Below are 26152 nucleotides of genomic sequence, written 5' to 3'. Positions count from 1 at the left end.
CTGGAAGAGGAGGATGCGTACAGTTAGGCTCATCGAAACGGCGAGGATGGCCCCGCTCGCGGCGGTCCATAAGCCAGTGACAGGTGCAGGGGCTGCGGCGAGGGCGCCCGTCAGCGAACCTGCCGCCAGCACTGCGGACCCGACGAGTACCCAAAATGCGCGACGTGCCCGTTGACCCCGAGAAGTAAATGTTGCCATGTGTATGCTCATTCCCCCAGATGTTGTTTGACCGGAATGACGAAAATCAAAAATGTAAGCGCTAGGAAGCTCAGTAACAGCACAAGCCCAACTGCGATCGAGAGCGGGCGGCGTCGCCACTGCCGGTACGGGCTCCGGTCCACAAAGGGGACCGCGGCCAAGACGACAAAGAACACGACCTCAGCAAAGAGGATGGCTGACAGTCCGAACCAGTCTTCTAGCGTGTATAGCCACCAAAAATTCCATGGGGGCCGTGTCACTTCGATTCCGGCGACCGGGGTCGCACCTACAGGGGGTGGAAGCAGAATCGCCAGAATGCCCAGTACGCCTGCCAGTACCAGCCCGAACGCGCCAATGCGGCGGAGGTGGTGGGTGAAGGGCTCGGTCGGTTCGGTATCCGCAGCCTGTTCCCCTGATGCATCGGCTGGCAGGGATGGGTGGGGGGAGATTTTGTGTCGTTTTACCAGAAGCCCATGCAGAGTCATGAGGACCAGAATGGCTCCTGGTAGGATCACCACATGCGCGCCGTAGATCCGCACCAGAATCGACACTTGGTTAGCGAACTCGGCGGAAAACCAGGACCCGGCGCCGCCGAGCAGATCTCCAATCTCCACATTATGCCCCAGCGCTTCAAAGCCTTCCTGGTCCCACTTCAGGACTGTTCCCGTGAATAGCGCGAGGGTGATAAGCCCGAACAGTGCGACGCCGATAAGCCAGTTTCCTTCGCGCGGGCGTTTGAATGAGCCGGTAACGAAAACCCTTATCAGGTGCAGGGCAGCGGTGACATACATTGCCTGGGAGGCCCAAAAGTGCACGCCTCGTAGAAAACTTCCGCCCCAGACGTCGGTGACGATGCGGCGGACTGACTGGTTCGCCGTTTCCGGTGTGGGGCTGTAGAACTGGACCAGCAGAATGCCGCTCACTACCAGGATTCCGAAGGCTGCCGCCGTGACACCACCCAGGCTCCAGGCCAGGGAGTTTGCGTGTTCGGGGACGGCGTACCCCAGGGCGCCGATGCCCAGCCGCTCATCGATCACATCCATCAGGCGCCTGGCGCGACCTCGGCGCGGTGCCGGTGCCGGGGGGTGGCTCCCAACGGCCGTTGATTCATCGTTCATGGCAGCTTCACGGCTCCTTCCGGCCTGACCGCTCACGCTTCGGTGGCAGATCCTGACGTCTGTGCTTCGAGGACAGCAGCAATCGCAACTCCCGGACATTCTCGGGTGGACGGAACGCGTATGCCAGCACCAATCCGGTGAGGAGCACCAGCAGGGATACCGACAAAAGGCCCACGTCCGCTCCCGTTAGTCCCCCGCGGGGAGGGAGCGGGTCAAGAACGACTGCTGTCCCTGTTTCATCGCCGGTCGCGGGTCTTAACGTGCTGAGGGCCACGGTGATGGACTCTTGCAGCAGAGTACGTCCGCGGGCTGAATTCCCGGCCTGGAGTGCATCTTTGGCCTGTTGGAGATCAGGCACGGATACGCCGTCCTGGTCTGCCGCGGCGAGGGCCGCGTCCACTTTCTCCAGGACCGGATCAAGATCGCCCGGCTCGTGGACGAGATGCGCCAGCGCCTGTTGAACGAATAGATACCCCTCCGACGAAGGATCGCCCTCATGGGCGAATGCCTGCGGGGCTGAAATAGGTCCTCCGAGGAGGAAACAGGTTAGAAGGACCGCCGCGTATCGTCTTGTGGCACAAAGCGGCCACGACTCCGGATGTCTGCTGCCGTGTCGGCCGCAAATTCCACGTCCGGGTTTTGTTCGCATGGATGGCTCCCAAGATGGATGGTTCCTGCATGACGTGTGCATGGTCGGCCCCCGCAAGCCGATAGATGGCTATTAAGTATGGTCAGTGCCGCCGTGAACGCGCGGTACGTCCTTGTTCTTGCCAACCCGGGGGATGAAACCTGGAACCTCGCGGGCGTAGATGCGGTAGTCCTCGCCGAATTCGGCCACCATTGATTCCTCCTCCCTGCGGGCGAGACGATGGTAAACGATTACCAGGATCGGGAACATGATCAAGGTCAGGAGCGTGGGCCATTGCAGTAGGAAACCAAACATGATGGTGAGGAAACCTACATACTGAGGGTGGCGGACGCGGGCGTAGATACCAGTGACAGCAAGTCGGTGTTCCCGTTGGGCGGCGTAGAGAACTTGCCAGGCGCGGTAAAGCAGAATGAAACCGGCCGCTATGAGCACGTTGCTCAGCAGGTGCAGGGGATTCAGATGGGGATCTCCCTGCCAACCCATGAGGTCCTGCCAAAGATGTCCTGAGTTGTGGGTCAGGAGGTTCAGGTTCGGGAATTGGCTCCCCAGCCAGCCGGAAAGGAAGTAGATGGTTAGCGGGAAGCCGTACATTTCCGTGAACAGGGCGATCACGAAGGCGGAGAAGCCACCGAAAGCCCGCCAGTCCAGTTTTGTTTTTGGTTTGACGAAACTGAAGGCAAAAATGATGAATATTGCAGAGTTAAGAATCACCAGGAACCACAGGTTATAGCCGAAGTCAGTTGTCATTGCCCGCACTCCGTTCTGCGGTTCCTGCGGCGCTGGCGCCCCCGCCGTGGCCGCCGTGCCCGCTGGCGCCCCCGCCGTGGCCGCCGTGCCCGCTGGCGCCCCCGCCGTGGCCGCCGTGCCCGCCGTGGCCGCCCATGTGCATGGCCATCATCCCCACAAGGAAGACATATGGTAGTGCGTCCAGCACGTGGAGCCAGTGGTTGGTCAGCAGATAGATCACCGAGATGATGATCAGGACGGTCAGCCCGCCGCGCACATACAGGGCCCTGCGGTCCTGAACGGGCTGCACGGGAGGCTGCATCCCGGGCTGGCTGCCGCCCGGATGCTCGTGGTCGTGGTTCACGGCTGGCCTCCCGGCAGGACAGGCAGACGGTCTGTGAGGAAGTCCTGCCTCATGCCGAGCGCCGAGTCGGTCATCGTCATCGATGTCATCGCGTCCGGGACGGACTCTGTCAGGGCGCGGATGGCGTCGATGGTTTCGGGCACGACGATCGCCTCGTTGTAGACCTGGTACGTCAGGTAGGCCTCATCTCCTTCAACGGTGACCAGTTCCTCCCAGATCGCGACTTCCCACATGTCCCCGCGGGGCCGGCCGAGATCCTTCATCAGTTCGATGGTCGAGTTCAGCGCGACGAGTCCGTCGGCCATCCGTATGAAGGCAATCCGCGGTGCGGCCCGCAGCGCTGCGAGGACCTCCTCCCGGCTGGCAGTCCGGGTGAGCTGGAGCGTCCAGTAATGGTTATGGGTCTGGGTGTGGGCACCCTTGGCCGCGATCGTGACAACGTCCAGATCGGGCAGGACCGTGCGGGCATCCGGGCCCTGATGGGAAGGAATTCTCGGTTCCGGGACCATGGTGTTCATGATCCCGCCGAGATGTGATTCCCAGGGGTCGGTGGCACGACGGATGAGGACTCCGCGGGCCTTGGCCAGCAGGCCCGCAACCTGGAGTGCACCGAGAACCCTGACGATGCTCGTCGTGTTGCAGGAGACGACCCGGGTTATATCCCGGCCGAGTGCGCTGTCATAGTTGGCCTGCGCCACGAATGAATGCCGTGTAGTGTCGTGGGATTCGCCGCCCTGCAGAACAACCTTTACCCCTGCGGCCCGGTAACGCGGAAGATTGCCGGCCGCGACATGCTTGGGTGTAGCATCGACGACGACGTCCGCCTGGGCCAGCAGGTCATCCAGACCTCCGGAAACGCTCAGGCCTGCCTGTCCCATGGCTTCCCGCGCTCCGGCGGTCGATGCGAACAGCGGAAAACGTCCCGCGGCAGAGCGGATCCGCCAGTCGGTGATGATATCGGCGACGCCGATCAGCTCCATGTCCGGCTGCAACTGGACTGCATCGGCTACCCGCTTGCCGATGACTCCATATCCGTTGACAGCGACTCTGGTCTTACTCATTCGTATGCCTCCCACTTGCGGTTGCGTTGTTGTTGATTCGTCGATTGTGGTTCTCATTCCCGACGGTTCTTTCAGTTTTTCGATTTCAAAGGAAAGTCCATTCCATCCCCGCCGGTGAACTTTTGATAGAGTCCTTCGACGCCTATACGGATGGGGGGTGCGCTGCAGGGCCGCAGGCTGACCGCCAGCGTCTCCGTGCTCAGGGACACATCGATGCGGTGGCCCCGGTACAGAATCTGAAACCCGGTACTTCCCAACCGGGCAGGCAGCCGGGGAGAGAAGGTCAGCGCGCCGTCCTCTATTTGAAGTCCGGCGAATGCCCGGACGACGATATCCAACGTCCCGGACATGGCGCCCAGATGAATACCTTCACGGGTGGTTCCACCTTGGGTGTCGTCCAGATCGGCGACCAGGGCTTCACGGAAGACCTGCCAAGCCTGAGACCGGTCGACCCGTGCGAGTACAGAGGCGTGCACCACACGGCTGAGCGTTGATCCGTTCGCGGTTCGCCCCAGGTAATACTCCACGGTGCGCTCCAGATCGGGTTCGTCGAAGGGATAGCTGAGCCGGTGCAACTGCCTGATCACGCCTGCGGGACCCAGCAGATAGATCAGCATCAGGACATCGGCCTGCTTCGCGAGTTTGTAATGGTTGGTGGCGTCGTTCTCGGCTTCGAGGATCAGATCGAGCCGCCCGATATTGCCGTATCTGGCCCGGTAGCCGGGCCAGTCCAGCTCCGCCAAGTTCTCGTAGCCGTCGAACTGGCTTAGGACTCCGTCGCCATGGAACGGCACGGCGAGTCTGCGGCCGAGCCGGGACCAGCGGCTGATTTCATCCTCGGTAACATGCAGCCGGTCGGTGAGATCTTCGCCGGGATGACCTGCAAGTTCTGCCAGCACATCCCCGGCGCGTTCGCAGAGCCATGAGAACAGGACGTTGGTGTAAGCGTTGTCGCGCAGGCCGGCCCCTGGTGAGCCCGGGTACCCGTCATGGTATTCGTCAGGTCCCATCACTCCTGAGATGTGAAACCTGTCGTCCGCCGGATCGTAGGTGGCCAGGGATGCAAACATCCGGGTCACTTCGATGATCAATTCCCCGCCGCGGCTCGCCAACCAGTCCCGGTCCCCGGTGACTTGGAAATGTTGCCATGCGTTGTAGGCGACGGCCAGCCCGACGTGCCGCTGGCGCCTTGAATTGTCAGGCATCCACCGGGCGGACCGGGAGTTGTAGAGGCGGCGCGGCGTCTCTTCCCGACCATCGCTGCCACTCTGCCACGGGAACAGCGCCCCCTGAAGGTCCTTAACGCCTGCGGCGTCCCGCGCAGCATCGAGCCTGCGCCACCGGTACTCCAGAAGAGCCCGGCTGACGTCGGGGAGTCGGAGTCCGACCATGGGGAAGACGAACAGTTCGTCCCAGAAAACGTGACCGCGGTAACCTTCCCCGTGCAGGCCACGGGCCGGCACTCCGGCGTCGAGGGCTGCCGTATGGACGGAGATTGTTTGCAGAAGATGGAACACGTGCAGGTTGAGTACCAGTTGGGCATGACGGTCGCCGTCGATGCTGATCCCGAACTGCTGCCACAGACGCCCCCACACGGTCTCGTGATCCTTCAGGAGTGCAGTGAAGCCGGCGTCAGCACGGGTGAGTCCTGTCAGGGCAGCGGCCTCCGGCGAGGAGATCGCGCCGTCGCGGGAGGTTGCCAGCGACACGGTCCTGGTTATGGTGGTCGACTGTCCGTCGGCCAGCCGGAAGTCGAACTGTCGTTGGTAGCGTCCGCCAGCGCTTTCGATCTCGGCCTTCGTCTTCACCCGAGCGCGGTCCAACACCGTCCGGACGGCCAGCGCGATGCGTATCCGGCTCTGGCTGGTTTGGACGATGCACAGGAGAACGCCCGTATCCACTTCCGTGAATTCAGGATTGGTCAGGTGCCGTCGCCCGGTGCCGGCATAGTCGCGGACATTCGTGTTGGCAACCCGGGCATCTATCCCTTCCCGGATACCCACGGTCCCGGTGAAGCCGTGGGCCGTCAGGGTCGTCTCCAGTACTGCTACGTGGGGATTATGCATGGAGACTAACCGGCGCTGGATGACCCCAAGCCGTTCCCCGTGCGGGCCCGCGAGGGTTGCTCGACGAGTCAGCAGGCCCCTACGCAGGTCGAGCTCGCTTCGCTCATCGCTGACTTGGACATCTCCCGTTGACCACCATGGCCCGGCGCCGATGCGCACGTCCAGAGGCAGCCAGTTGGGGACGTTCACCAGGTGTTCTTCTTCCAGTTCGCGGCCGTGGATGGTGCTTGCGGTCCGGTTGTAGACGCCGGCCAGGTAGGTGCCGGGATAGTGCACGCCATCGTCAGCGCGTTCCGGCCGGGCGCCGCGTGTCGCCATGTATCCGTTGCCCAGGGCCGTCAAGGCTTCCCGGTGGCCTTCGTGGACCGGATCGAAGCCTTCATAGACCAGCATCCAAGGGTCGGTGCGGGATACTCCCAAGTCGAGCTCCGCGACGTCGCTGAGGACGATGTCGGCCCCAGCCAGTTCCAGCTGTTCCCGACGCCCGACGCGGTCGATGCCGACGACCAGGCCGAAGCCGCCGCGGCGTCCTGCTTCGACACCGGCAGCGGCATCTTCGATAACCGCGGCGTGCTGAGGTGCCACGCAGAGCCGGCGAGCTGCCTCCAGAAAGGTGGCAGGGTCGGGCTTACCGGGCAGGCCGTGTTCGGCGTCTCCGTCGATGATGACGTCGAATGCCGTGTCAACGCCTGCAGCGGCCAACAGTGCGCGGGCGTTTCGGCTAGCGGTGACCAAGCCCACGGGGATGCCCGCGGCACGCAGGCGGGCAAGCAAGGCAGTAGTCCCGGGATAGGCCTGGACTCCAGTGCGCGTCACTGCTTGAAGAAACAAGTCGTTCTTGCGGGCGCCGAGGCCATGGACGGACCAGTCGCCTGGTCCATCGTCCGGGCTGCCGATGGGAAGATGGGCGCCGCGGGACGCCAGGAATGCGGTGACTCCATCCTCGCGCTGCCGGCCATCGACATACAGCCGGTAGTCAGTGTCCTCGTCGAACGGATCCCTCCTGGGGCTCCCGGTGAGCCGTGGGTCCTGGAGAACGGAGTCGAAGAGCTGCTTCCAGGCCACGGCATGGATGGCGGCGGTCTGCGTGACGACCCCGTCCATGTCGAAAAGCACCGCCTGATAAGGCAAAGCCGCGCCATGCCCCAATTCTCCGGGGGGCCTGGGCCTGCCGCGCGAGCCGACGCGCGCCATCCTACTTCCGTTCCGCCGGTTCATCAGCCGGGCTGGCGGCGGGGCCCGGTGCGGATCTCCACTCCCAATTGCGGATTTCCGGCATGTCTTCGCCATGGACCCGGATGTACTGCCGATGCTCGATGATTTTGTTCTTGAGCTCCTCGCGCACGTGCGCCGAAACATTCCTCAGTCGGGGCACGCGGTCGATGACATCGATGGCTAGGTTGAACCGGTCCAACTGGTTGAGCACGCACATATCGAACGGTGTTGTAGTGGTGCCTTCCTCCTTGTAGCCGCGGACATGGATGTTGTGGTGATTCGTCCGGCGGTAGGTGAGCCGGTGGATCAGCCACGGGTAGCCGTGGTAGGCAAAGATCACGGGCTTGTCGGTTGTGAACAAGGCATCGAAGTCCCGTTCAGCGAGTCCGTGCGGGTGCTCCGCGCCATCCTGCAGGCGCATCAGGTCGACCACATTGACGACACGGATCTTCAGATCCGGAAAGCGCCCGCGGAGGATGTCGACGGCGGCGAGGGTCTCCATTGTTGGTACATCTCCGGCGCAGCCCATCACCACGTCAGGTTCCCCGTCCGCGTCCGAACTGGCCCAGTCCCAGATGCCGATGCCTTTAGTGCAGTGGACGATTGCCTGCTGCATGTCCAGGTATTGCAGTTGCGGCTGTTTGCCGGCGACGATGACATTGACGTACTGACGGCTGCGCAGGCAGTGGTCAGCCACGGACAGGAGAGTGTTGGCATCCGGGGGGAGGTAAACGCGGATGACGTCCGTCTTCTTGTTGATCACATGGTCAATGAACCCCGGGTCCTGATGCGAGAACCCGTTGTTGTCCTGCCGCCAAACATGGGAGGTCAAAAGGTAATTCAGTGAAGCGACCGGCCGGCGCCAGGGTATGTCATTGGTCGTTGTCAGCCACTTCGCGTGCTGATTGAACATCGAGTCGACGATGTGGATGAACGCCTCGTAGCAGGAAAAGAATCCATGTCGGCCCGAGAGCAGGTAGCCTTCCAGCCAGCCCTGGCATGTGTGTTCGGAGAGAATTTCCATTACCCGGCCGTCGCTGGCGAGATTGTCATCCTCCGGTACGGTCCGGGCATTCCAAGCCCGGTCGGTCGCATCGAAGATGGCCCCCAGCCGGTTGGAGTTGTTTTCGTCCGGGGCGAAGACCCGGAAATTGCTCATGTTCGCTGCCACGATGTCCCGCAGGAACGTGCCCAGAACCCTGGTGGATTCCACCGCACCGGTTCCCGGAACGGCTACGGGGACGGCATAGTCGGCGAAGTCGGGCATGCGCAGGTCCTGCAGCAGCAGCCCTCCGTTTGTATGCGGGTTCGCGCTCATGCGCCGCTCCCCGGCCGGATGCAACAGGCCGATGGCCGCCACAGGAGCCCCCGCCTCGTCGAATAGTTCCTCGGGGCGGTAGCTGCGCAGCCACTGTTCAAGGACGGCCCTATGGCTGTCGTTTTCGCGGGCCTGAGTGAAGGGCACCTGGTGTGAACGCCAGCTTCCCTCGACTTTCAGACCGTCCACTTCGGCCGGTCCCGTCCAGCCCTTGGGGGAGCGCAAAACGATCATGGGCCAGCGGGGCCGTTCCGTCCGGCCGTCCTCCAGGGCGGCTCGCTTAATCTCAAGAATCTCGTCCAGGCAGACATCCAGGGCCCGGGCGAAGTCCTGATGCATCTGTTCCGGGTCCGAACCTTCCACGTAAAACGGTGTGTGGCCGTACCCGCGCAGCAGTGAGTCCAGTTCCCCATGGCTGATCCGGTCCAGAACGGTAGGGTTGGCGATTTTGTAGCCGTTGAGGTGCAGGATGGGCAGGACGGTCCCGTCCCGGCGTGGGTTCACAAACTTGTTGGAGTGCCAGCTCGCGGCCAACGGACCCGTTTCCGCTTCGCCGTCACCGATGACGGCCGCCACGATGAGGTCCGGGTTATCGAATGCCGCGCCGTAAGCGTGTGATAGCGCGTATCCGAGCTCCCCGCCCTCGTGGATCGACCCTGGTGTCTCTGGGGCAACATGGCTGGGGATGCCGCCGGGGAAGGAGAACTGGCGAAACAGCCGCTTCATCCCTGAAATGTCCTGTGAAATCTCCGGGTACGTTTCGCTGTACGTGCCTTCCAGCCAGGCGGACGCCACTGGTCCCGGTCCGCCGTGTCCGGGACCCATGACGTAGATCAAGTCAAGGTCCCGTTCCATGATGGTCCGGTTCAGGTGGGCGTAGATGAAGTTCAGGCCCGGCGTGGTGCCCCAGTGTCCCAGCAAGCGCGGCTTGATGTGCTCCGGACGCAGTGGCTCGCGCAGCAGCGGGTTGTCCATGAGATAGATCTGTCCCACAGATAGAAAATTCGCTGCCCGCCACCAGGCATGAATGCGGTCCAGTTGGTCCGGGCTGAGAAGGGGTTCCAGGGTTTGCGGTTGCTGATGCACCGTCATGGCAGGTCCTGTCTGTGGGGGTAGCGGAGGGGGGCGCGGGCGCGGCTTCTAGCGGACGCCGCTTGGCTCAGGGGCCGGTGCGGTCCTGATCGTGCGACCGGTGGCCCCGCCGGGCGCAGGCAGGCGCAGGCGCTTGAGGAGCAGGGCGTTGACTGCGACAATGACGCTGGAACCGGACATGGATATTGCGGCGATTTCCGGGCTGAGCATGATGCCGAGCGAAGGGTAAAACACACCTGCGGCAATCGGCAGGGCCAGGACGTTGTAGCCGATGGCCCAGCCCAAGTTCTGCCGCATCTTCCGCAACGTGCCCTTGCCGATGCGCAGGGCAATGGGAACATCCAGCGGATCGGAGCGCATCAGGACGACGTCGGCCGTCTCGATTGCCACATCGGTGCCGGCTCCGATGGCTATACCGAGATCGGCCTGGGCCAGCGCCGGGGCGTCATTCACGCCGTCGCCGACCATGGCGACCCGTTTGCCAGCCTTCTGCAGTTGCGCCACCTTAGCTGATTTGTCCTCGGGAAGCACTTCCGCGATGACTGAGTCGATGCCGAGTTGGCCAGCAATCCGCTTCGCCGTAGCTTCGTTGTCACCTGTAAGCATGACGACCTCGACGCCGCTTTCATGCAGGGCAGCCACAGCCGACGCAGCCGTGTCGCGTGCGGCGTCAGCCAGTGCGATGACACCGGCGGCCTTACCGTCCACGGCTACCAGAACGGCCGTCCGGCCGGTCGAGGCGAGAGCCTCGCGCTGTTCGGCCACCGGGCCGATGTCAATGCCCTCGGACACCATCAGCTTGCGGTTACCCACGAAGACTTTCCGCCCATTCACCGAGGCACCGGCACCGTGGCCGGGAACGTTGCGGAACGCCTCGGCATCAGCTGACGGAACGCCGCGGGCGACGGCATAGTTGACGACAGCAGCGGCGAGAGGGTGCTCAGATTCACGTTCGACGGCGGCCACGAGAGCCAGTAGTTCGTCCTCGGGGATGCCGTAGGCAATAAAGTCGGTGACCTCGGGTTCACCTTTGGTGAGCGTGCCGGTCTTGTCCATCACGACGGTGTCGATCCGGGCGGAGACTTCCAAGGCGGTGGCGTTTTTGAACAGGACGCCACGCTTGGCGCCCAGCCCCGTGCCCACCATGATGGCCGTCGGGGTTGCCAGGCCCAGAGCATCGGGGCACGTGATGACGACGACAGTAATGGCAAAGAGGATTGCCTGCGGAACGGTTGCTCCAGCCAGCCACCAGGTAAGGAAGGTGGCCGATCCGCCGATCAGGGCGACAAAGACCAGCCAGAACGCGGCCCTGTCGGCCAGCCGCTGGCCCGGAGCCTTGGAGTTCTGGGCTTCCTGGACGAGGGCGACGATCTGCGCCAGCGCTGTGTCTGCGCCGACCTTGGTGGCCCGGACACGCAATGTCCCAGTTGTGTTGACGGTGGCGCCAATTACCGCCGAGCCCGGAGATTTGGCCACGGGCAGGCTTTCGCCGGTGACCATGGACTCATCGATATCCGATACACCGTCCTCCACGGTGCCGTCCGTAGGGATTTTCGACCCGGGCCGCACCAGCATCAGGTCGCCGGGCACGACCTCGGCGGTCGGTACCTCCACGGGCTCACCATCCCTGATCACCAGGGCGATGGACGGCGCCAATTCCAGCAGCGTGCGGATGGCTTCGTTCGCCCCGCCCCTTGCCCGCATTTCGAACCAATGGCCCAGCAGAACGAAAGTCGCAAGGACAGTGGCGGCTTCGTAGAAGACGTCTCCGCCGCCGGTGAGGGTGACGATGAGGCTGTAGAGCCAGCCGGCCCCGACACCGACGGCGACGAGGACCATCATGTCCAAAGTGCGGGCTTTCAGCGCCCGGTAGGCGCCGTCGAAGAAGATCCAGGCTGAGTAGAACATAACCGGGAGCGACAGGACCAGAGCGACGACGTCGTCCCGCAGCCCAAAGGGCGCGGGAGCCGTGAATCCGAGGACATCCCGGCCGATCGGGGAAAAGAGGGTAATGGGCACGGAAAGGACAAGTGCGATCAGGAAACGGTTGCGCATGTCGCGGATCATTGCATCCATAGACATTGCGTGGCCCCCGTGACCCCCATGGCCCATCACGGCCTGGGCATCTCGGGGAGCCTGCCGATGGTTGGCCCCGTGTGCCTCATGTCCCGGATGAGTTTCGTGGCTTCCCTGCGATTCGACGGCAAGCGCGGTGTGGTTTTCGTGGGCAGAGTGGTGGTGCTGGGCTGTTCCGTGCCCGGCATGTGCCGACGCGACGGAACCGGTTTCGTGCATCGGATCACACATGTGGTCCGGCACTGACTGGCCGGAACAGTGATAGCCGCAGTCCTGCACCCACTTCCGCAGGTCTGCGATGGAGGTTTTGTCCGGGTCGAATGTGACGTTTGCTGTCTGCGAGACCGGGTTGGCTTCCACGCTGAGAACCCCTGGCTGGCGGGAGAGAGTGGCTTCGGCGACGGTCTTGGACGAGGCCCAGTGGACCCCGGCCACCTCCATTGTCACCGTTTGTGTTCGACTGCTCATTACGGAAATTCCTCTCGGGACTAGTTAGGTGAAGGAGCGTGTCCGGGCCGACGCTTTCGAGGCTCGAATGCAGGGACACCTCGGAGGTATTGGCCGTACAAGAAATGTGGTTCGTCCCGCCGTGAGGGTCCGGAGCTTCGCGTGGATATCAACTGATGTTGGGTGCAGCGGGGGACGGTAGCCCCGCTGGGGCCCGGAAAGCGGGGTTTCTTATACGCGGCTGATGGAAAGCCGGATGAGGGATACAGGTTGAAGGGGTGCCCGGGGATCTCCGACGGGTGGCCCGGCTGCCTGTGCTGCCGGGTTGGCAGCGAAAGTGATGCCGGGCGCTACCGGAATAAATGGGGGGCCGACGGCTGAGGACAGAACATCCGGGCACACGACCGTCAAGCTCAAATTCATGGGGCAGTGTCCATTGCCGGACGGTATGCCTTGTCCCACAAGGTCATTGTCAACGACAGCTACAGCGGTCTCAGCGGACGGGGCGACTCGGGTGCCCTCAGAGTTTGAGCCTTCAAGTGCATTCAATGCGATCGTCTGCCATGAGGTGCCGCGCTGTGTTTCTTCGACAGATGTCGTCGACAGGTTCAGAATGCCCGTCACAGCGAGGAGGAGCGATAGGACAGCGGTAATTGTTGTCAGGCTGAAATAGCCATGGTGCCATCTCGTGGAACTCCCCACGTTTTCTCACCCCCGTGATAATAGCGGATCATGCTCGTTGGTTTCACCGTATGCAGTGATCATATCTACCCCCGGACGGGAAACTTCAACTCCTGGCGTGATCTTCCGCGTGCACCACCAAACCTGGTTCCCGGAGGACGAGGAGGGTGTGCGGGGGAACCTCAAGGTCCGCACCTGGGATCAGCCCCATCCCCTTCACTTCCATAGAGGTGTCGAGGACCAGTTCCCAGCTGGGTGAATACTCAACCGGCGGCAAGGTAAACCTTCGGGGCCCGGCGCCGGCATTGAAGTACAGGATGAAATCGGAGTCGGTCATCTGGCTGCCAGTGAGGTCGGAACAGCGGATGCCGCTGCCGTTCAGGTACATCCCAAGGGCCTGTTCCGTCCCGTGCGCCCAGTCCTCGGGTTCCATGGGCGAGCCACCGGGCGTCAGCCAGACAACGTCGGGCACCTGGCCTCCATCCGGTTGCCTGACCGGGCGCCCGCTGAAGAACCGTCGGCGGTGAAACGTGGGATGGACGGAACGCAGCCGGTTGACCGTCACTGCGAAGTTCAAAAGGTCCTGGTCCGCATTCTCCCAAATAATCCAGCTGAGTTCCGAATCCTGTGCGTAGGCATTGTTGTTGCCGTGCTGGGTCCGTCCCAATTCATCGCCATGAAGGATCATGGGTATTCCTTGGGAGAGCAGCAGAGTGCCGATTATGCTTCGCTGCCGCCTTGCCCGGAGCTGCAGGATGGCCGGGTCGTCCGTGGGCCCCTCAGCTCCTCCGTTCCAGGACCTGTTGTTGCTCTCGCCGTCCTTGTTGCCCTCGCCATTGGCCTCGTTGTGTTTGCGGTTGTATGACACGAGGTCCGCTAGCGTGAATCCGTCATGTGATGTGACGAAATTGACCGAGGCCCTGGGCCGACGGCCGGAGTGCTCATACAAATCGGATGATCCGGTCAGACGCGAAGCGAACTCACCGAGAGTGGCAGGTTCGCCATGCCAGAAGTCCCGGATGGTGTCCCTGTACCTGCCGTTCCATTCGCTCCAATTGGGCGGGAAATTTCCCACCTGGTATCCGCCGGGTCCCAGATCCCAGGGTTCGGCGATGAGTTTGACTTGGGAGACGATGGGATCCTGCTGAACGAGGTCAAAGAAACTTGAAAGCCTATCCACGTCGTAAAATTGGCGGGCCAAGGCTGCCGCAAGATCAAATCGGAAGCCGTCGACGTGCATTTCCGTTACCCAGTACCGCAGTGAATCCATGATGAGCTGTAGAACATGAGGGTTACGGACATTTAGTGAATTTCCGGTTCCCGTATAGTCCAAATAGAGCTCCCGGCGGGACTCGTCAAGCCGGTAATAGGACGCATTGTCAATGCCACGGAAGGAGATCGTGGGACCGAAATCGTTGCCCTCGCCGGTGTGGTTGTAAACGACGTCGAGGATGACTTCAATCCCGGCCTTGTGTAACGTTCGGACCATCGTCTTGAATTCCGTTACTGCACCGACGGGGTCAGGTTCGGACGCGTAGGCATTGTGCGGGGCGAAGAAACCGATGGTGTTGTATCCCCAATAGTTCGTCAGCCCTCGCTCCCGGAGTCGGCTGTCGTGAATGAACTGCTGGACCGGCATCAATTCGATGGCCGTGACCCCGAGTTCTTTTAGGTGGGCCACGATTGAGGGGTTCCCCATGCCCGCGTATGTTCCTCGGAGCTGTGCAGGGACATCGGGGTGCAGCATGGTCAGCCCTTTGACATGGGCCTCGTAAATCACGGTTTCGTGATATGGCGTTTTGGGCGGCCGGTCGTCCAGCCAATCGAATGCGGGATCGATGACCACTGCGGACATCATTCCGGGGAGGGAATCTGAATCATTACGGCGCTGCGGATCGTCCAGACTGTACGAAAAAAGAGCCTGGCTCCATTCGATGATGCCATCCACGGTCTTGGCATAAGGATCGAGCAGGAACTTGTGGGGGTTAAAGCGGTGTCCGGCGGAGGGCTCATAGGGGCCGTCAACGCGGTATCCGTAGCGCTGGCCCGGCCCTATCCCGGGCAGGTAGCAGTGCCAGATGTATCCGTCGACCTCGGTGAGCGGCACGCGAACCTCGACGCCGCCGTTCACAAGGCACAGTGTCACAGCCATTGCCGATTCCGTAAACAGGGCGAAATTGGTGCCTCTTCCGTCAAATGTTGCTCCCAACGGATAAGGGGCTCCCGGCCAGACCTGCATCTTCATCTCCTATCGCCAAGGGCCTACGGTCGACGGGCGCCCTTCACAAACTCTCCGGTGCCCAGCAGAACCTGATCACGAAGGAATACTCGGAACAAAGTGACCAACAGACGCATCACCGCGCAGCCTGCCGCCGTGACGTGTGCAACGCCTGTGTCGTGTTGTTGAGGATGCCGACCACTGAGTCAGCGGCCGGTCACTCCGGCATTGCTCTGAGCTTGAGGGGATTACTCCAGTGAGGCAAGGAGGTCCTTGCAGGCTCGTTCGCAACGGCGGCAAGCTTCGGCGCATATCCGGCAGTGTTCGTGCATGCCGGCATGCTGTTCACATTCGTCGGCGCATGCCATACAGATTGTCGCGCACGCTTGGAGGGCCGAGCGGGTGACAGTGGCGTCGTAGCCGGTGTGCCGGGAGAGGATGTTCCCGGTGGCGGAACAGATGTCGGAACAGTCAAGGTTGGTGCGAATGCACTTGATCAGCTTTGCAACCATATCTTCACCCAGACAGGCATCGGCGCATGTCGTGCAGGTCTGGACGCAGTCGAAACATGCCGCGATACATTCTGCGAGTTTATGCTGGTCAATATTGCCTAGGCTTTTTGGGTAGGTGTCCAAGAGCTTGTGGGTTGTGTCGTGGGTCACTTCATCTCCTCAAGGTGATTTGGTTCGAATGTATGAGGGCAGGTGCATGCGGTCAATGCCGGGTCCTTATCCAGGATCGCGGGAGGACCAGAAAAGCAGTGTCGGTCGCGGGGCATGGGACGCACCCAGCGGCGTACGTGACGTCCGAATTACCGACCACTTCGGCTGTCGCTTCATGCTCCACCGCCGGCAGATTCGTCGAGGGCAGTGCCGCGAGAGAGGCAATCAAAATAACCAGGTGGAGGCATGCCCGCAGAGGGGTTGGGTGATCTTCTCAAGGCTCTGGTGCTAAATAGATCATTGCCGTTTCCTGGCGGGAGGGCAGTCATGCCCCACCCTAAACCGGAGGAGGACGGGCTGACCATGGCTCCGGCCGCGATTCTCTCCAGAACTACCGACATGAATTTGTAACTAACGGCTACGGGCGGGTGATTCGGGCAAACCTCGCCGTTGGTCGGTTGAAGGCCCTTTCCAGTGCCGGAGTGGAGGGCCGACACACTGTGCAGTCGGCCTATGGGGTGAAACCGACCCGTGCGCCAAGGCGTACCGCGGGGTGGCCAGATAGTTCACCCCCCAAATCCTGACGGGTGCGTGCTACACCGCGGTTTTCGCTGTCGGCCTGTCGATGGACAGTCCTCGCACGGTCCCCGGCTTCCCCGAACGACCGGGCTTGGCGTGGCTTTCCGGGCCGGCGGTACAGATCCTGGGCCCAGTCGAATTTTGCGGAGGCGTCCCGGGCCCCTCGTCGAAGAAGCGCCGTCCAATCTGATGGCGCACGAGAGCTTTCCGTGTTGGGGTGTATGCCCGGCGCAGAGCCTGTTCGTGCTCAGGAGGATGAGGACCCAGAGTCGTTCCAGTGGCGTGCCCTACAGGAGGGCGGCCCCATCGCCGTCCGGTCCAACACCACCTCCAGCATTGCGGCTGCGTTCTCCTGGGCGAGCACCTCTGGAGCGGGCCCTGGAGCCAAGGGCCGGGCCGCCGGGTCCGTATTGTTTCCCGTCGAGCACGGAGGCCTCGGTCGTCGGGAGCTTGGCCTGCGGGTTCGGGTTACCCGTCCAGGGCGCTGACAATCAGGGTCTTGAGGATGCCTTGGTCTGCCAGGCCGAGGATCCTGCTGGCTACCCGTCCCTGCCGGTCCAAGACGAGGGTGGACGGCACAGCCTGCGGGGGAACGTACTGCGCCATCGCGAGCAGGATGCCGCCGTTCTTGTCCTGCATGCTCGGGTATGTGACGCCGAATGTTCGTTCAAAGGCGGCGGCGGCTTGTTCCTCGTCTCTGATATTGACGCCATAGAACTCGACGCCGTCAGGTTGAAACCGCTCCCAAAGGGCCTCCAAACGGGGTGCTTCGAGCCGGCATGGGGCGCAGGCGGCGTACCAGAAGTTAAGGACGACGACGCGGCCCGCCCAGTCGGTTGAATCGATGACCGTCCCATCGTAGAGTTCTCCGGTCAATACAACCGGCGGGGTCCGCTGGGAGGGTGCATATTCCGTGACTGAGCCGTCCCCGGCGATGTAGTTCTTGTTGTCGCCTGCCTTCGCCTGTTGGGCAAGAGCGTCATTGGAGCCGCAACCGGCGAGGGTCGACATGCTTAATGCCCCGATGAAGGCAGAGGAAAAGAGGCGGCGTCGGGAAAAGAACGTGGACTGTCCTTGAGTCTTAGGGATGGATGGTGGCGCGGGATCCGGATGGAGCATGGATGTCCTTCGATGGATGCGGCTTTTTGGGTCAGCCGTTGACGCCGCCGGTGCAGGCAGCGCCGGGTTCTGGTGCGTTCGGGGACTGGGCGTAGGCGCGGATGAACGCGGGGATACGCGCGTCGTTGGCTTCGGGCACGGTGAGCTGAGCTCCCCAGGCCGTGGCGGTAATGGGGGCGCTCTGCTCTTTGTCAGGGCTCAGGAGCACATAGGGTTTGTCTTTAGCCAGCGTTGTGAGCGCTGCGATGTCGGCAGCGGGCAGTCCGGGCTGGTAAGTCAGCCACACGGCGCCGTGCTCGAGGGAGTGGACGGCGTTTTGTTCATCGATTGGGTCGGAGTAGACGCCGCAGTTTGTCCAGACTGGGGCATGGTCCCCTCCGACGCCGGGTTCCTGTGGGTACTTCACGGCTGTTTGGACGTGGTTGCGGGTGAGATCACCGAAAGCCTGAACACCTTCGATGGGTCTCTTGGCTTCTTCCGCGGCTTGGTTGCGTTGCTGGATGGAGCCCGTCACGGTGATGGCCACGACTGTGATGATGGTGGCCAGTATCAGGCCGAAGCTGCCGTAGACAAGGACATTCCATCTACGCTGTTTTGCCTTTTGTTCCGCGCGGATCGAGGCGACGATGGCTTGGTGTTCGCTGCGTCGTTTGGCTGCGTTGCTCAAGTGAGGGTTCCTTTGCTGTAGGTGGTGGGGGAATTGTTCGGCGTCGTGCCAGCGTCGCTTGAGGTGACTGCCGAACGTGGCCTGCGTCTGAGGACCTGGAAGAGGGCAAGCCCGGCAGTGAATAGCAGCGCAGCTACCCAGGTGTTCACACGGAGCCCCAGGATGGTGTTGGCGGGATCGGAGCGCATCAGTTCGAAGACGAAACGCCCCGCCGTGTAGAACACGATGTAGAGGGCGAACACTGACCCGGCGCCGAGGGAGTACCTGCGGTCCAGGAACATCAGCAGCGACGCGGCCGCCAGGCACCAGAGTGATTCGTAGAGGAAGGTCGGCTGGAAGTAGCCCAGCACGACCGGCGCCCCGTCTGGGCCTGTGAGTGCCTGGCCGGTGGCCTGATTCATGTCGTAGATCTGCAGTTTCCATGGCAGGTCGGTGGGTCCGCCGTAGAGTTCGTTGTTGAACCAGTTGCCCCAGCGGCCCAGTGCCTGGGCGATCAGCAGGCCGGGGGCAGCGGCGTCCACGAAGGCGGTAAAGGGCACGCCGGTGCGTCGGGCGCCGATGGCGGCACCGACCAGGCCCAGGGCCACGGCGCCCCAGATTCCCAGTCCGCCTTCCCAGATCCGCAACGCGCCCCAGGGATCCCTCCCGGGCGCGAAGTAGAGCTGGTTGTCGGTGATGACGTGGTAGAGCCTGCCCCCGACGATCCCGAACGGTACGGCCCACATGACGATGTCCAGGGTCTGGGCTGTGGTGCCGCCGCGTTCCCGGAGTCGGCGGGCCGTCAGCCAGGTGCCTATGACAATGCCGGTGAGGATGGCGAGTGCATAGAAACGTACAGTCAGAGGCCCGAACTGGATGGCGCTGACGGCAGGGGAAGGGAAGAACAGTTCTGTGAGGACAGGGGTGTTCATGGTCAGGGTCCCTTACTTGATGTAGGAGAAGGCGCCCATCATGCCGCGTTCGGCATGGTAGGCGTTGTGGCAGTGGGTGAGCCACTGGCCGGGGTTGTCGGCGTCAAAGATCACCGTGACGGTCTGTCTGGGACGGACGATGACCGTGTCTTTGCGTGCTCCGCCGCCGGACACCTGGAAAGTGTGCCCGTGCACGTGCATGGGGTGCCACATGTCGGTGTCGTTGATGAATTTCACTTCCACACGTTCACCGGCTTTGAGGTTGAAAGCGTTCTCGAGCGGCTTGGTCATGTCGAAGCGGTTGCCGTTGATGCCCCAGTCGTATTTTTCCATTCCGCCGGTGAGGTGAAGTTCGTGGGTTCGGGCGGGCGCTTTGTCCGCCAGGGTGACCGTGGGGTCGGCTTTGAGCTGCCCGCCGTCGACGACGGCGCCCTCGAGCTTGTTCGGTAAGGTTGCGGGAAGCGGCTGTTTGCCTGTGCCAGTGCTGATGAATCCCAAGGCCTGGCCAATTTTCCCTTCGGCCAGTGCCATCAGTGGCGTAAAGCCGTCCCTGACGGTGAGGAGCGCGTCGATGCGTTCGCCCATACCGAGCACGACCGCGTCAACGCCCTGGTGTTGGACCGGGAAACCGTCCGTATGGGTGAGGGTGAGTTTCTGGCCGGGGATGCCGACCCGGTAGGCGGTGTCTCCGGCGGCATTGATGATCCGCAGCCGGATGACCTGCCCCGTTGTAGCGGTCAGGATCTCTGCCTGATCGGGGGTTTTGGAGTTGAAGAGATGGAACGGATAGCGGACATCGCCGGCGTCGCCGCCGAGGAACTCGCTGCGGGATCCCATCAGCATGTGCTTCATGCCCGTTGATCCGTCTGACGGGGAGGGAGTGGAACCCATGGATCCGTGGTCCATGCCGGGCATGGACATACCGCCGGAGAGTTCTTTTACGACGTCGTCCGGGGTGCCGGTGACGCCGTCCATCCAGTCGTCGAGAACTATGACCCAATCCCGGTCATACACGAGTTTTTCGGCCGGATCTTCGATGATCAGGGCTCCGTAGAGGGCACGTTCGCGCTGCATTTCCATATGGGAGTGGTACCAGTAGGTGCCGGGGTGGGCGAGCCGAAAATTGTACGTGAACTCGGTCCCCGCGGCCACGGGGTCCTGAGTGAGGCCGGGGACGCCGTCCTGGTCATTGCGCAGGGCGAGTCCGTGCCAGTGGATGCTGGTTGTATCCTTCAAGCCGTTTACCAGATTTACCCTCAACTGGTCTCCGGCCTTGGCGCGAATGGTGGGTGCGGTAAGGCTCCCGTTATAGCCCCAGCTAGCGATGGGTTTGTTGGCGACGGCTGCGGCGAATGCGGTGGCGTTTAAAGACTGAGTCACGGTGTTCCCCGAGGAGGGACGCCGGGTTTCATAGCCGGCGACCGCAGGGTCGGTAGCAAAAATGCGTTCCGGCGTCGCGGCCGCAGGCTCAGGTGTCTTGGTGCAGGCAGTCAAAGCCGCCGCGGCGGCGCCCGCTACGGACAGGCCCAGAAAGCGGCGCCGGCCCAACCCAAGATCGGTGTGGTGGTTATTCATGTGAAGTCTTTCGAATCGGGGCGGCACCGGAGCAGTCCGGCGCGGCAAGTCAGATGGGGGTGAGGAACGTCCCGGAAAGGTTTTGCAGTTGGTAGATCCACTGCACCCAGACACCGGTGACCATGAGGACGCCCAAGACGATGAGCATGGATGCCCCGGCGATGTTGACGACCCGGATGTGCCGGCGCACAAAGGCCAGTGCTGAGCTGACCCAGCCCAGGCCCATGGCTGTCAGGGCGAACGGAATGCCAAGACCAAGACAGTAGGCGAAGGCCAGCAGGGCACCGCGTCCCGCGCTGCCCGTGGTCACGCTCAGTGACAGGACGGCGCTGAGCGTGGGTCCCATGCACGGGGTCCAGCCCAGGCCGAAGACGATGCCGAGCAGCGGGGCGCCACCCAGGCCGGTCCTGCGTACCACGGCAAGTTTGCGTGTTTGCTGCAGCCATGGCACCAGCCCCAGGAGGGCAAGCCCCATTAGGATAACGACAACGCCGAGCCCGCGCATCAGTGCGTCCTGCCAGCGCAGCAGCCAGGAACCGATCGCACCGAACGCCGCCCCGTAGAGCGTGAATACCGCAGCGAACCCGAGGACAAATAACGTGACGCCGGCCAGAACCCGGCGCCGGTTTTTCGGTTGCGTCGGGTCGGTCAGCCCTGAGACGAAACCCAGGTAGCCGGGTACCAAGGGCAGGATGCAGGGGGAGAGGAAGGAGACCAGCCCTGCCGCCATGGCCATTGGAATGGCAATGAGCAGCGCACCGGAGGTCACTGCGGAAGCGAAATAGCCGCCGATGTCCATGGCTTAGGCGGCGTCGGCAGGCCGGAAGGTGGCCCCGCCGTCGGTGGACACGACCAGCCCGTCGGGGGTCGCTGCCCAGATCCAGGGACTGCCTTCGGAGCCCTCGGAGGCAGCGAGGGCTTGCGCGCCGCCTTCGATCCTTCCGGTGTTCTTCCAAGTGGCCCCGGCGTCCGGGGAGATGTAGACGGCACCGTCGGGTGCGATGCCTACGGCGTCGGTGGCGCTGGCGAAAGCGGCAAACTGAATCAGCGGGGCCGCCGAATTCAGGGTCCACGTGTTCCCACCATCGACCGACCGCTGGACCCCTTCGCGGGTTGTTGCCAGCACGGTCTCACTGTAGGGGTTGCCGGCGAGGACAGCCGGGGCGAAACCGACGGGGACTGTCTTCCAGTTCTTACCGTCTGCGCTGGTCCGCATCGTTCCGTCGTGGCCGACGATGCCCGACTTGGTCATCGTGAGGGCGTGGAAGTCCGATTCGCCCTGCCGGGAGAGCTGGTCCCAGGTTCTTCCGCCGTCGGTCGTCTTGATCAGGCCCAGGGGGCTGGGCAGGGAAGAGCCTTGGCCGGGGTGACCGGAGGCGTAGAACACGCCCTCCTCCATAGTTGGGGTGAAGCCCATGAGATCGTTCGTGGCTCCAATTTTGACGGCTGTGTTAGTAGAGATGTCGAAGAGGCCTTCGTGGGTTGCCAGGAGTATCTGTCCGGTTTCGGCGTTCACGCTCAAGCCGTGGACATGGGAGCTGGGAAGTCCAGAGGATGCTGTGGCGGGTACGGAAGCCGAGGTGCTGGTAGCCGAGCCTGAGGCGCAGGCGGACAGTGCGAGCAGGAGGGCAGCAGCTGTAACGACCGCGGCCGTTCGCCGGTGACGGGCTAAAGACTGTAGGGGCACGGGTAACTCCAGAGGGTGAGCCGAGAAATGAGTAGGGGAGGCGCCGGCCCCAGGGCGAGGCCGGCGCCGGAGCTGTGCTGGCTACAGAGTCGCCAGTAGGTCTTTCATTTCCTGGATTTCTGCCTCCTGAGAGCTGATGATGTCCTTGCTGAGCCGGACCGCCAGCGCGTTCTTGCCGGCTGTACTTTCGGTCTTGGCCATCATGACGGCGCCCTCGTGGTGGGCGATCATCTGGGTCAGGAACAGTTTGGCCGCCTCGACGCCCTGTGCGGTCCCGAGCCTGGCCATGTCTTCCTCGCCCATCATCCCTGACATGCTGTGTGCTGAAGGCATGTCAGTGGGCATCTCCGTGGGCTGGGCCCAGGTTTGGAGCCAGCTGGTCATCTCCTCGATCTCGGGGCCCTGCGCAGCTTTGATTTTGGTGGCGAGGGCCGTCACAGCAGGGGGAACGCCGTCCTTCTTGAGCATGACGTCGCTCATTGCCACAGCCTGGGCGTGGTGAGGGATCATCATCTGCGCGAACGTGGTGTCCGCGTCGTTGAAGTCAGCCGATGCTGCCGGGACTGAACTCGATGACATTCCCGAGCCGCCGTGGTTCATGCCTGGCATGCTGCCTCCACTGGAACCTGCCGAGCAGCCAGCCAGAGCGATCGCTGTGGCAACGGCAGCTACGGAAATAGTCAGGATCTTTTTCATTTAAACTAGCGTCCTTCAAGGTATCAGCCGGCGCTGAACGCCGGAGGTATAGATGCGCTGAACAGCCGCCCGGAAACAGGTCAGGTGCTCAGGTTTAGCGAAAAGTGCGCGGGTGAGGACACGGCGCAGCGCAGGTTTACGTCCGACTGATGCAGAGTTCGCCGGGGGACGGACTTCCCGGCAGGTATGAATAGCTTGCGATGCCCGCGGCGGCCCCGTGGGCTTCGCCGAGGGCTGTGATGAACGACGCGCCAGGCAGCGGCGCTGACAAGGATGTGTTAGCCGGGGACAGAACGCAGACAGCGCCCATAGCGGACATGCTCGGGCAGCTATGGGTATCAGAACATGAGAATCCGGCGCCGGTGAGTGTTGCCTGTGCCGCGCCGGTGGACGTTGCGACCGGTTGCAGTGTCGGATGACTAGTGTGCGGGGCACCCGGGAGTTGTTGCCCGGCGCTGTTTGATACTTTCGAACTGCCGGCCCAAGGCATGCTGTGGGCTCCGGACATAACGTGCATACCGAAAATGCCGGCAATGATAGCGATGATCCCCGCCATCAGCCCTGCCCGAAGGAGGAGGGACGCGAAACGGTCGAATCCGCTTCTTGACACTATGTCCCTCCTTCTGCTGTTTGGTCGATTGAATGCTCTAAGGATAACGGTTCTGTATTTCCGCGGGCCCATCGTTTACAACGCACTTGCATGCGAATGAGTTTCATGCAGAACCTACTGGACCCGTCAAGCCTTGGATCGGCACGACCTGCGAGCCCGGCCAGAGCCCGGTCCCACCCGGACGCTGATGACCCCGCCCGTCCTGCCTCGGCGAAGAAATCGACTGCTCGTCCGAGCAATTAGTGCGAGCAGTTACCGGTCGGAGCCACTATCACGAAGCCTAAATCAGTCCGCAGCAACGGCCAGGCCGACAAACCATCGGACCAGCGCCGCCATAGTCCATCTGAGACGTGGAACCCGACATCCGAACAGCGACACCATGCACACACGCCGCGCTTACACTTCGTCTTCCCGGTCGGCCCCGCGCATCAGCGACTAAGGCGCGGCCGGGACGGCTGCCTCCCCTGCCGGACGTGTCGCGCGACCCGGATTGCCGTTATTCAAATGTGACAATGATGAATTTTTCACGTACGGTCGTCTGCGTGCCGGTTTCTCCGAGAACGGCACTCCCGCGCTGATTGCCTAACTCTGCCGCAGCCCGGGATCCGTTCGCGTAAATCGTCCGGCAGAGACGGGGAAACCACTATTTGGCCTACTTTCGAGCGGGCCTTGGGGTGAAGCCGCGCACCTGCCCCTGCAGGTAAGCGGCCGGGTGTCTCCCATCCGAATCCGACAGCTCACCTCGCAGGCATAGGGAGAGGTTATTTCATGTCTTCACGCCGTAATGCCGCGCGTCACCGCGCGGACACCGCCCACCCAAGCCAGCTATTGGCGCTGTCTAAATCTGTTGCCGGCAACGCCGGCGGGATGGGCCGCCAGGCCGCTGTCATTGCCGCCGCGTCGGGGCTTGTTCTCACCAGCGGAATCGCAGCTCAAGCCGCTGACGCTCCGGCCCCGCGGGACTCGAACCCGGCTTCCAACCTCGATATCACCGGCCAGGCTCCTGTTCAGCTCAGCGCAGACTCCAGGGTTAAAATTTCCTTTGAACGTCCCGCCGTCACCACCACGCCGGCCCCGGTCGTTGAGGCACCAAAGCCTGCTGTCCGGACCCAGGCCGTCGAAGCCGGCCAGGCTCCGGCGCCTGTAAAGGCCCAGGTCTCGGTCCAGACCCCGGCCCCTGCTGCCCAGGCGGCACCGGCTGCTGGCGGCGTGAACGCGGCCATGGTGTCAGCAGCGTATGCGCAGCTTGGCCTGATCCAGGACTGCACCGCCCTCGTGGAGAAGGCGCTGGGTGCCGCCGGCATCCCTGTTGGAGACCTCGCGCCGATGCAGTTCATGAATTACGGTCGTACGGTCGGTGACCCGCAGCCGGGTGACATGGTCATCCAGCCCGGCCATATCGGCATTTATGTCGGTGATGGTCAGGTGCTGAGCTCCGGAATGAACGGTCAGAACCAGACCGTCGTGCACCCGCTGTCGTGGCTGACGGCCACGGGGCCTGTGACGTTCGTTCGGGCAGGCGCCTAGAACACACTTGAAGGGCCGGTGGTCCGCCGCCTTGGGGGCGGTGCACCACCGGCCCTGGAAGCCACGCGGCAGCGCAACCCATACCGAGGTGCCGCCCTTGGCGTGTCCGGCTGAGCCGACGAGGACCCGGAGCAGGGATCAGCATCTATAGGATCGCGACGAGCATTGGATGACGAATTGCCCGTCCTCCCGCGGGGGGACGCAGCCGCCGCGGTGGAGTGGCCGATGCCGCTTGGGGCCCGGCACCTTGTCCTAATTCGGGGCGTGTCCGTGATCGCCGGACTGTTGGCGGTCCGTTACGTCCTCGGCGGCCTGGTCCTCGGGACCGCAGGCATGGCCACCCTCGGTGTTGCACTTTCGTATCGGGACGGCAAGCGCTGGTTTTAACTGGCCTCATGGGTGGCCGGCGTTGCCGGGGTTCTCTGGACGGCGACTACAGCCTTGTTTTGGTGGTCGGTTTCGACAGCGGCGGACGCCGGCGCGGGTCGGCCCGATGGCGCCTCGGTACTGTTCTCTTGCGGTACTGTCGCTGCAGTTGGCTTGGTGGGCAGTGTGCTTGCGGCCGTAGTACTGAGATTCGTGAGGCGACGTCGGATGCAGGCGCCGTGATGAATCTTGGAGTGCCCTAAGAACCTTTGATGTATGCCAGCCTCCGACGTCGTCAAGTTGGGTAGCGGCCAGCCATTCTTGCCACTCTCCGGTGCGCATTGCTGCGTGCTGGTGTGCCCGCCACCGGCACGCTCATCGGAGCCGCGGACGGCACCGGGAAGACCTTCACCGCGCTTACCAGCGCGCATCATCGTGGGAACCTGGCGACCGGGATCTTCGGCTCTTGCGGTCAAGACCATACGGGGACGACACTATGGGCAACACATGTAAAGGCTTTGGTG

At 62.7% G+C, this 26152-nt stretch carries 19 protein-coding genes and 1 riboswitch; of the genes, 3 read left to right on the top strand and 16 right to left on the bottom strand.

Annotation, left to right across the window (positions count from 1 at the left end; genetic code table 11):
* Nucleotides 1-206 precede the first annotated feature (206 nt).
* Entirely contained in the window at nt 207-1241 is a 1035-nt protein-coding gene (locus PV761_RS20595) for a cytochrome b N-terminal domain-containing protein (protein ID WP_347899483.1), read from the bottom strand.
* Nucleotides 1242-1659: 418 nt separating this feature from the next.
* Here PV761_RS20595 and PV761_RS20590 point away from each other — a divergent pair, with 418 nt between their 5' ends.
* Nucleotides 1660-1785: a hypothetical protein gene (locus PV761_RS20590; protein WP_347899482.1), complete on the top strand. Its 126-nt coding sequence runs from the start codon at nt 1660-1662 to the stop codon at nt 1783-1785.
* Between the two features lie 252 nt (nt 1786-2037).
* Here PV761_RS20590 and PV761_RS20585 read toward each other — a convergent pair whose 3' ends face one another.
* From PV761_RS20585 to PV761_RS20515, 15 genes are all read right to left on the bottom strand, one after another.
* A complete protein-coding gene (locus PV761_RS20585) occupies nt 2038-2712 on the bottom strand; it encodes an isoprenylcysteine carboxylmethyltransferase family protein (RefSeq protein WP_347899481.1) in 675 nt (224 codons plus the stop codon).
* Complete coding sequence (locus tag PV761_RS20580) at nt 2702-3055, bottom strand: DUF2933 domain-containing protein (protein WP_347899480.1); 354 nt, start codon at nt 3053-3055, stop codon at nt 2702-2704. The genes PV761_RS20585 and PV761_RS20580 overlap by 11 nt, the downstream gene beginning before the upstream one ends.
* On the bottom strand, nt 3052-4116 hold the full coding sequence (locus tag PV761_RS20575) for a type II glyceraldehyde-3-phosphate dehydrogenase (protein WP_347899479.1): 1065 nt from the start codon (nt 4114-4116) through the stop codon (nt 3052-3054). The genes PV761_RS20580 and PV761_RS20575 overlap by 4 nt, the downstream gene beginning before the upstream one ends.
* A gap of 71 nt (nt 4117-4187) precedes the next feature.
* Nucleotides 4188-7298, bottom strand: coding sequence for a beta-phosphoglucomutase family hydrolase (locus tag PV761_RS20570; protein ID WP_347899489.1), 3111 nt, complete (start codon nt 7296-7298; stop codon nt 4188-4190).
* Between the two features lie 79 nt (nt 7299-7377).
* Nucleotides 7378-9807 (bottom strand): phosphoketolase family protein, encoded by a 2430-nt coding sequence (locus PV761_RS20565; protein WP_347899478.1) that lies wholly within the window; start codon nt 9805-9807, stop codon nt 7378-7380.
* 48 nt (nt 9808-9855) lie between these two features.
* A complete protein-coding gene (locus PV761_RS20560; RefSeq protein ID WP_347899477.1) occupies nt 9856-12351 on the bottom strand; it encodes a heavy metal translocating P-type ATPase in 2496 nt (831 codons plus the stop codon).
* 766 nt (nt 12352-13117) lie between these two features.
* Nucleotides 13118-15250: a glycogen debranching protein GlgX gene (glgX, locus tag PV761_RS20555; RefSeq protein ID WP_347899476.1), complete on the bottom strand. Its 2133-nt coding sequence runs from the start codon at nt 15248-15250 to the stop codon at nt 13118-13120.
* Nucleotides 15251-15477: 227 nt separating this feature from the next.
* Nucleotides 15478-15891, bottom strand: coding sequence for a four-helix bundle copper-binding protein (locus PV761_RS20550; RefSeq protein ID WP_347899475.1), 414 nt, complete (start codon nt 15889-15891; stop codon nt 15478-15480).
* Nucleotides 15892-16938: 1047 nt separating this feature from the next.
* Nucleotides 16939-17481, bottom strand: a complete 543-nt coding sequence (locus PV761_RS20545; protein WP_347899474.1) for a TlpA disulfide reductase family protein — start codon at nt 17479-17481, stop codon at nt 16939-16941.
* 139 nt (nt 17482-17620) lie between these two features.
* Complete coding sequence (locus PV761_RS20540; protein ID WP_347899473.1) at nt 17621-18256, bottom strand: DUF3105 domain-containing protein; 636 nt, start codon at nt 18254-18256, stop codon at nt 17621-17623.
* Nucleotides 18253-19167: a prolipoprotein diacylglyceryl transferase gene (gene lgt, locus PV761_RS20535; RefSeq protein WP_347899472.1), complete on the bottom strand. Its 915-nt coding sequence runs from the start codon at nt 19165-19167 to the stop codon at nt 18253-18255. Before lgt ends, PV761_RS20540 begins: the two co-directional genes overlap by 4 nt.
* Nucleotides 19168-19179: 12 nt before the next feature.
* Nucleotides 19180-20547, bottom strand: a complete 1368-nt coding sequence (locus PV761_RS20530; RefSeq protein WP_347899471.1) for a multicopper oxidase family protein — start codon at nt 20545-20547, stop codon at nt 19180-19182.
* Between the two features lie 244 nt (nt 20548-20791).
* Nucleotides 20792-21541: a cytochrome c biogenesis protein CcdA gene (locus PV761_RS20525; protein ID WP_347899470.1), complete on the bottom strand. Its 750-nt coding sequence runs from the start codon at nt 21539-21541 to the stop codon at nt 20792-20794.
* A 3-nt stretch (nt 21542-21544) separates the two neighbouring features.
* A complete protein-coding gene (locus PV761_RS20520; protein WP_347899469.1) occupies nt 21545-22429 on the bottom strand; it encodes a F510_1955 family glycosylhydrolase in 885 nt (294 codons plus the stop codon).
* 81 nt (nt 22430-22510) lie between these two features.
* The gene (locus PV761_RS20515) at nt 22511-23125 is read right to left on the bottom strand and encodes a DUF305 domain-containing protein (RefSeq protein ID WP_347899468.1); all 615 of its coding nucleotides are present in this window, start codon (nt 23123-23125) and stop codon (nt 22511-22513) included.
* Between the two features lie 1179 nt (nt 23126-24304).
* A riboswitch (cyclic di-AMP (ydaO/yuaA leader) is annotated at nt 24305-24500 on the top strand.
* A 3-nt stretch (nt 24501-24503) separates the two neighbouring features.
* Between PV761_RS20515 and PV761_RS20510 the strand changes: the two genes are divergently transcribed.
* Nucleotides 24504-25262: an NlpC/P60 family protein gene (locus tag PV761_RS20510; protein WP_347899467.1), complete on the top strand. Its 759-nt coding sequence runs from the start codon at nt 24504-24506 to the stop codon at nt 25260-25262.
* 165 nt (nt 25263-25427) lie between these two features.
* Entirely contained in the window at nt 25428-25649 is a 222-nt protein-coding gene (locus tag PV761_RS20505) for a hypothetical protein (RefSeq protein WP_347899466.1), read from the top strand.
* The last annotated feature ends 503 nt before the right edge of the window (nt 25650-26152 follow it).

The organism is Arthrobacter sp. CC3, from assembly GCF_039907775.1.
Taxonomy (GTDB): Bacteria; Actinomycetota; Actinomycetes; order Actinomycetales; family Micrococcaceae; genus Arthrobacter.
The sequence above is the reverse complement of the archived record's forward strand: the minus strand, read 5'-3'. Positions and strand labels throughout refer to the sequence as shown.